The sequence below is a fragment of the Facilibium subflavum genome, from assembly GCF_003574485.1.
GTDB classification, from domain to species: Bacteria; Pseudomonadota; Gammaproteobacteria; order Francisellales; family Francisellaceae; genus Facilibium; species Facilibium subflavum.
The window spans coordinates 1-7,266 of record NZ_QLIT01000217.1; the positions used below are offsets into that span (position 1 = coordinate 1).

The 7,266-nt window shown below is 36.6% G+C and carries 7 protein-coding genes; 1 reads left to right on the top strand and 6 read right to left on the bottom strand.

Annotation, left to right across the window (positions count from 1 at the left end):
• Positions 1-144 precede the first annotated feature (144 nt).
• Complete coding sequence (locus tag DNK84_RS11685) at positions 145-870, bottom strand: PAS domain S-box protein (protein ID WP_119344676.1); 726 nt, start codon at positions 868-870, stop codon at positions 145-147.
• A gap of 186 nt (positions 871-1,056) precedes the next feature.
• Here DNK84_RS11685 and DNK84_RS11690 point away from each other — a divergent pair, with 186 nt between their 5' ends.
• Positions 1,057-1,878 (top strand): hypothetical protein, encoded by an 822-nt coding sequence (locus DNK84_RS11690; RefSeq protein WP_119344677.1) that lies wholly within the window; start codon positions 1,057-1,059, stop codon positions 1,876-1,878.
• A 3-nt stretch (positions 1,879-1,881) separates the two neighbouring features.
• On the opposite strand, the gene DNK84_RS11695 is transcribed toward DNK84_RS11690, so the two are convergent.
• From DNK84_RS11695 to DNK84_RS11715, 5 genes are all read right to left on the bottom strand, one after another.
• A complete protein-coding gene (locus DNK84_RS11695; RefSeq protein ID WP_119344678.1) occupies positions 1,882-2,616 on the bottom strand; it encodes a class I SAM-dependent methyltransferase in 735 nt (244 codons plus the stop codon).
• A gap of 95 nt (positions 2,617-2,711) precedes the next feature.
• The gene (locus DNK84_RS11700; protein WP_119344679.1) at positions 2,712-3,206 is read right to left on the bottom strand and encodes a 2-thiouracil desulfurase family protein; all 495 of its coding nucleotides are present in this window, start codon (positions 3,204-3,206) and stop codon (positions 2,712-2,714) included.
• Between the two features lie 38 nt (positions 3,207-3,244).
• Positions 3,245-3,967, bottom strand: coding sequence for a transcriptional regulator (locus DNK84_RS11705; RefSeq protein WP_119344680.1), 723 nt, complete (start codon positions 3,965-3,967; stop codon positions 3,245-3,247).
• A gap of 288 nt (positions 3,968-4,255) precedes the next feature.
• The gene (locus DNK84_RS11710; protein ID WP_119344681.1) at positions 4,256-4,951 is read right to left on the bottom strand and encodes a phosphotransferase-like protein; all 696 of its coding nucleotides are present in this window, start codon (positions 4,949-4,951) and stop codon (positions 4,256-4,258) included.
• A gap of 164 nt (positions 4,952-5,115) precedes the next feature.
• Entirely contained in the window at positions 5,116-7,107 is a 1,992-nt protein-coding gene (locus tag DNK84_RS11715) for a hypothetical protein (protein ID WP_119344682.1), read from the bottom strand.
• Positions 7,108-7,266 lie beyond the last annotated feature (159 nt).

Genomic DNA, 7,266 nt, shown 5'->3' on the forward strand with positions numbered 1-7,266 from the left:
TTAGTGTCCTGTAGTGTGGAGCTTAATACCGCCTCAACGGAAGAAATAATCAACAAGGCAATCGAGCTTGGTATCAGTCAATATGTACCAAAGCGACTGGCAAAACATGATATTATTATCCTGCCTTAGCTTGGTATTGCAAGGCTATGCAACCCACTGTGGAGAGCTTTCTTTCTCAATATCAAAACAGGCACTGACCATATCAAAACTAAGAAAGAGCTGTGCAACCTTTTGTAATTCATTAAGGTTACGCTGATTCTCATAAAGCTTCAAAAGATCATATAACTGACCAATATATTTTTTCACCGCACTTTGTGAGCAATATAAAATGTTAGCAATGGACTTATAATCAAGGTTATACCAGGCAACATAAGCCAACACCTTAAAAAGCTTTATAGGCAACGTAATATCAAAAAAATAACCATGCTGAATAATAATTACCTTTTGTCGAGCAGAAGTTGTCATGATTTTAAACTGGCATGGCACATCGATTATTTTTGATTTAATCGCAATACCGCTTAATTGATTTTCAATCACAATGGGCAATTTTTCAACCAATATCCGCGCTTGTGGCCGATCTATCAGCGGAATATATTTAAAGTTAAGGTATTTGGTAAAACCATCCACAACAATCTGCTCATCAAAACAGCATTCTTTCACATTATTCCTCCAAACCGGAATCTCATGAATTTTTTTCCCTATAACTTCTTTAGCAGACAAACCACTCCATTTGCATAAAGTTTCATTGCAAGCAATAATATTACCCTTTAAATCTTTAACAAATCTTGCTAAATCATCTTTGCTGCTATAGATATAATCCTTAATGAACGATCGCATATTATGATGGTAACGGTACATTTTTTCTTCCATTTTAACCTTTTGCACAATAAATACTAAGCTATTTTTTCTTATAAATTTATACTATACCCACTAGCAGTATATATAGAGTATTGTTACTCTATTTGCGCGTATTTTGCGCAAAAAATTAACCACAGGTTTGTTGTTTGGAATCTTTTATCTTAAAATAAGCAATAGCAACGATAGAATATCAACCCTATGACGATTATTGATGATATTTATAAATACACCTATAAGCAATGGTATCAATCATTTGCCGTGTACCATAAAGCGTTAAAAGAAGCATTTTGTGCAACTGAAGCCTGGTATAGCCGATTAATGATAGATGGCAGCGTTTATAACTTGCCGATTTTATCCAAAGGCATCTCTGAGATATGGTACGCATTTGATGATAAGGTTTATGACAAATCCTATTCATATACCCACATGCTGAATTTTGGCAAAAATACGCGCTACACTGATATTCTCACCAAACAACACGCAAATGATCAACCACTTCAGTTTGAACGTTATTTGCAACATAATGCAACAGGGTTTTATCATGTATTTATTAAATACCATATGGATGCATCTATTTCTTTACTGGGATTTTTAACCTCACAATTTATTAATATGAGCTCGCTACTAAACCAACAACGTGCTGAAAAAATACTCACTGAGTTTGAAAATTTTTTCTGGTCTGAACCCAACCTATATGAAGCCTGCAATATAACGAAAGACTTAATTATTACACGAAAATCGCCTGATATCTTGCAGCAGTTTTTTTTAAACTACCCTGAGATACACCGTTTATCGGTTACGGATGTAAAAATTATTAAAGCACTTTATTTTGGTACGATACACGCCGGTGACATTGCTATAGCACTTCATAAATCCAGACGCACAATTGAAAATAGACTGGAATATATCAGAGAATGTCTTCAATGCCAGAACAAATTTGAGCTCTATCATCTAATCAAATCAACACCTGAAGTCATCGCTTATGTGTTTGTACGCCTACGACATATCGCTGATCACTAAACGCTATTTTTGTGCAATAAAACACAATGTCTCTTTTTGATAAATATGAATTTTCCCTGAATATTTTTGTTGCAGTGCACTTAACTGCTTTTGCTCCAGATTGATAACCTGAAAACGGGCATGCGTTGTGGCCTGCCACCATTGCATTACCTCATCTAAATCAGCAAAAACATAATCAGGCACTTCATAATGCTGTAAAATGCGAAATCCGGCGTTTTTAAAGTAACTAAGCCAGGCTTCAGCAAATGAAAAGTTCAACGACTTCACAATCGCATGCCCATTTTTCGTTGCAAAGGATATATCTTTAATCACTTCTGGCATGCCTGTCACACAGCAAAAACCAAATTTTGCGCCAGGTTTAAGCAGCCGATATACGGCATCAACCGCTAATTGTTGCTGCTTTATCCAGTGAAAAACATAATTTGAATAAGCAACATCAAAGCTCAGTTCTGTGGTTTTTGCAAAGCTTAAAAAGTCATCTATAACCCAATGGATATTGTTTATATGCTTTGGGCTATTTTGTTGTGCCAGGGAAATTCTCTCTTGATCAGGCTCAATAGCAACTACTTGCCCATGTGGCAGGATTTCTTGTGCCATAGTATAAGTTAACTGCCCAGTTCCTGCACCAATATCAAGCACCAAAGCATTTTTGCTCAATTGTAAATGCTTAATTAAATTTAATCCTGCCTGATATTGCCCACTGGCAACCTTTTTATATAAATGTGCCTGATTATGCATCGTCAATTTTGGAATATGATATTATCGAATGCCTTGCATGATAACAGCTGGTTAATAATTTCACAGTAACTTGAGGTTATTTATCAAACACCACATCAAATGCTTTCATTGACCATGATATATTCATGTAACTGATGAAGCTCATTTTCGTTATAGACTTTTATTCCATTGCGCATTAAAAGCGCTGCTGTCACACCACTGCCATTTATAAGTTTTCCTGTGTGTGTTCCATCATAAATAGAAGTATTACCGCACGATGGACTGTTTTTCTTTAAAAGTGCAACCTTAATCTGATGCTTTTGCGCAAATGCCAATGTCAAATAAGCCCCCTTTATAAAAGCATCACTCTTATCTTCTTTATCTTTTGATAACACACGTGCATATCCATTAAGTACATCTATGCCAGTGCCTTTAACGATTTCACTGGGGTTTCTTGGAATTGGCAAACCTGCTTGCACTTCAGGACAAAAGTGCACAATCCGACCTTCCTGACACCATTTGGCAAATAAGGCCTGATGAATTTCTGCGGCTTTACCATGGTAGCGTACATTACAGCCAAAAAGGCAACTGCTCACAAGTATTTTAATCATGAAGATTCCTTGTTTATTATAAAGAAAATCACAACAGACTACTCAAATGGTAATATTAAGTGGCACTGACCCTCTAAGTGCAGATCAAAACACATTTCAACCACGCGTTGGCCTATAAACAATCTGGATATCTTCTGCAGCTCATTTAAATTTCGCTGTTGATCATACAAGCCAAAACGATCGTATAACATGCCAATGTGCTTTTTAATCGTACTTTCCGAGCAGTGTACCAGATTTGCAACAGACTTATAATCCAATTGGTAAAATGTAACATAAATTAAAATCTGAAAAAGTTTAAGCGGAAGAATAATATCAACAAAATACAGGTGCTTTATAACAACCTGCTGCCGATTATAACGCCCTGGTATAATCGTTATTTCTGGTGCTTTTTTCATTACCTTGAAACGCCCCATATAGCCATAGATATGGCCATTAATAACAATTGGCTTTTTCTCTGAAATAACACTATTTGAGCCATCTATCTGAACGGGTAATTTTTCAATGTTCAGATATTTTGCTCCGCTGTTTAGTACCATTTTTTCAACAAAAGCATAAAACGAAGCTAATTGTCGCCATGAGACCTGTTGCATTGTTTTTCCGATAATCGCACGTTCACAACTAAAGCCTGCAAGCTTATAATACAAAGCATTACAGGCAATAACCTTACCTTGTCTGTCTTTGGCAAAATAAGCTATATCTGTGTCTTGCGCCCCCTTTAGCAGGTGCTGATCGATGATGGTAATCAAGTTATTTTCATACATAAATTTGTTTTAAAAAATTCCTACTGTTGTAACAACAATTAACAAACTGTTCAATATATGTGCTTTATCGCATCTTATACGCCTTTCTTGATTGATGCAACAACTATGGTTATATTATCGCCATACATTATTTATTAATAATCCAATATAGATTGCAAGCCATCGTCCCTGATGATACCCCCTTGCATGTGAATCTTCCATTTTTTTGATCACGCACATAATATTTAAAACCACTACTGTTGTATGCTCCAATACCAAACTGCCCATTTAGTGGCAAATTATGCACATCTAAATCTCAACTGTTTCCATATGATGCTGACATTTTCTTTCAGCATCAATTACCGGCTTTTTTATATAACGCCCACACAGTGTTTCAAATGCATTAAACAGCCGCTTTTCATGCAGTGCATCATAAATTTTTTGTGCACATTCTTTAGGTGTTAAACTGTCAGTATCAACCGTTATATCATACTGCATATATCGATGTGTTACCCTGTTTGATGCCATACTCATGCCAACCGGGCGAAAGTTATCCTGATAATTTCGCGAACTACTTGCTCTTCTATTTGCACGCTTCTCACCTTCAAGCTCAGAGACGTACATGCCCACAAGAATCACTTCCTTACCATTTAATTTTTCAATAAAAACCTTAACATCATCCTCGCGCCAGAAAATCTCATCTGATACCACGGTAATACCATGATCTAAAAAGCAGCACACCGACTCATAACGCGCCAGGTTGATCTGTTTTATGATGGGCCCATGTACGATTTCTGTCATCAGTTTTCCATCCTCAAAGCTTTGCCGTGGATAAAGGTAATCTTCATCAGGATTTGATAAATTAAGCTTTGATGGCGGAATTGCCAGATGGAAGGTATCAATCCCCAGGTGAATATTTGGTTCCGCTAATAAATCCTGTAACGCTTTGGCCGTTGATGATTTACCCGCACTACATGCGCCGACTAAAACAATCATTTTTGACATATGCAATCCTCGCTGTTGGTTAATGTTACTTATTTTTTCCTTGATACTTTATGCTACTTTTCATGCTTAATACATTAGCACAAGCCATCAATAAAGTTTATTAATTGTACATTTTATGCGTATTTTAAAACAGTGACCCAGGGTTACTATTTTGGTTTTATCTATTATGGCGGACCTGCCACAGGCTGGCTGCTACTTGCAAAAGCATCTTGGAATAGGTTACCTAAAAAAGATGAAGGATTTGCAGCACGTTTATCTGGGACTCTCTGTGATTTTCGCTGATTTTCAAAACTGGCAATAAGCGTTTGGGCTAAATCATCTTTACAGCACATTGCCTCATTAGTGCTTACTATTCCCCATTGATCAACATCAATAGCAAAAAAGGTAAGCTTGATATTGCTGCCCTTACCGTCTTCAGCCTCAACAGCTGTCCCTTTTTCTTGTCTCCAGTAATCCCGGAAACTTTGAGATAGTCCGTTTCTGGCGATAAATTGTAACAGTTTTCCAATAACAAAATGCTTTTCATCAATTGATGTAATTTTGCTTAGAATATTACCGCGCACTTCATTGTGCTCAAAACCACCATATGGTTGTAATATTGTCTCTAGCTCACCAAGTTGACCTTTGGTTAATGTATCTGGGTTGAAAAAAGACAAAACCTTAAACCCCAATAAATTTAATTGATTATTGCACTTGTTAAATTCTGAACTCCCTTCACACCCTTTAGTTGCGACCTGCATAAATGCCATAAGCTCTAGCACATCCATCTCATTAATGAAAGTTTTAAGCGCCTGGAATAAAACAGGATTATTACGTATATCTATTATAAACTTATTAAAGTTAACCTGCTCAAGCCTTTCTGCAGTATGTTGACTCACCTGAGCAGCTGTACGCCTTATTGTAATTATAGACCCATCATCTTTGCTGCTTTCGTATAACTCTCTATCTTGAAGTTGAATTGTCACATAATCAGATAACCTTTTAGCAGAATCATCATTAAAGCTTTGTAAATATTCTGGCTTTAAATAAATATAATCTGGGCGGTAAGAAGAAATAGTTTCCGCGAAACTTGGGTGAAGTCTCCTCATAACAGAAGTTAATAACCTTGGGCGTTTTTCTAACCCTCGTATTTTACTCGATAATAAAAATAATATACCTTGCCCTTCTTCTGACTCTTGCCTGCTGAACCAACCTTTCTCAGATATTTTTAAAAAAAACCGATGTTTTGGATTTGATTTATCTATGTTATCACAATCACTCGGCTTCCAGACTTTGATTTCATCTAACACGCTTTGAAGGCCCTCTTCAGGAACTTTGCCCAGATTATCAATAAACCACTTTCGAAAAGCTTGTCTAAATTTACTAGTATTTTCGCTATATTCATTCCATAGTGCCTTAAGCTTTGCTTCAGCTATTTTTATAAACGCCTCACCAGAGATTTGCTTAACATTTGCATGATCAAGTATAGAAAGCAACACTTTACCATCCACGTCTTTATCTGCAGAGAGAAATCCAATCTCTACATCGCGCCAGTTTGAACAATCGCCAGGTTGCCCACCGTCATGATTAGCTGTTAATGTTAAATTATAAAACCTTACACCTTGCAGCTTACATGCAGTAAGGTTGCTGGAGATTTTAGACGCAGGAAATTTACAATTTGTAAACGAAGTATTACTAACCTCTGATAAATCTAAGGTGTTGTCCCTATTATTATCAATCACATCAAAGACACAACTTGAAAAACTACAGCCATTCAGCGTTCCTAAATTGGGTGAATAAATACTTGCATTGCTAATTTCAAGCTTTTCATGTGAACCTTGAGACCAATCAGCATAAAACACTGGGTTATTTACTAGCGCGCCTAAGAATCTGGCAAATGTCAACTCTGGAAGTTTCGCTTTATCACTTACCACAGGAAACTTCGTGTTTGCATTGGTAAATCGCTCGGTGTTTATTACGTCAATAGGTGATGAATATTTCTTAAAATAGTTCTCACCTTGAGCATCGATATTATCACCATCAATAATCGGCCACATCGGAAAAATTTCTCGCCACCGTTTTGCTTTTTCTTTATCTGTCGCACTAGCGTTCTTAGCCTTCCACTGATCCCATTGACTTTTTTTTCCTTTTAATTCTTCACCTGAAACACTGCCCACAACAGCCTGATCAAAGTCAACCTGTGACTAATGGCACTAAGTTAAGGAAAAATATGAACATATTGTAGAATTTGATTGCAACGCCGCACCTATTGCATATAAGATACTTTTCGCAAAAAAACACATCTTAAACAAAGGATTGACGTTGTGAGTATTTTT

Bases quoted from the DNA above. Each gene is read 5' to 3' on its own strand.
- DNK84_RS11705 (WP_119344680.1), bottom strand. From the start codon at position 3,967: ATGTATGAAAATAACTTGATTACCATCATCGATCAGCACCTGCTAAAG.
- DNK84_RS11690 (WP_119344677.1), top strand. From the start codon at position 1,057: ATGACGATTATTGATGATATTTATAAATACACCTATAAGCAATGGTAT.
- DNK84_RS11685 (WP_119344676.1), bottom strand. From the start codon at position 870: ATGGAAGAAAAAATGTACCGTTACCATCATAATATGCGATCGTTCATT.
- DNK84_RS11695 (WP_119344678.1), bottom strand. From the start codon at position 2,616: ATGCATAATCAGGCACATTTATATAAAAAGGTTGCCAGTGGGCAATAT.
- DNK84_RS11710 (WP_119344681.1), bottom strand. From the start codon at position 4,951: ATGTCAAAAATGATTGTTTTAGTCGGCGCATGTAGTGCGGGTAAATCA.
- DNK84_RS11700 (WP_119344679.1), bottom strand. From the start codon at position 3,206: ATGATTAAAATACTTGTGAGCAGTTGCCTTTTTGGCTGTAATGTACGC.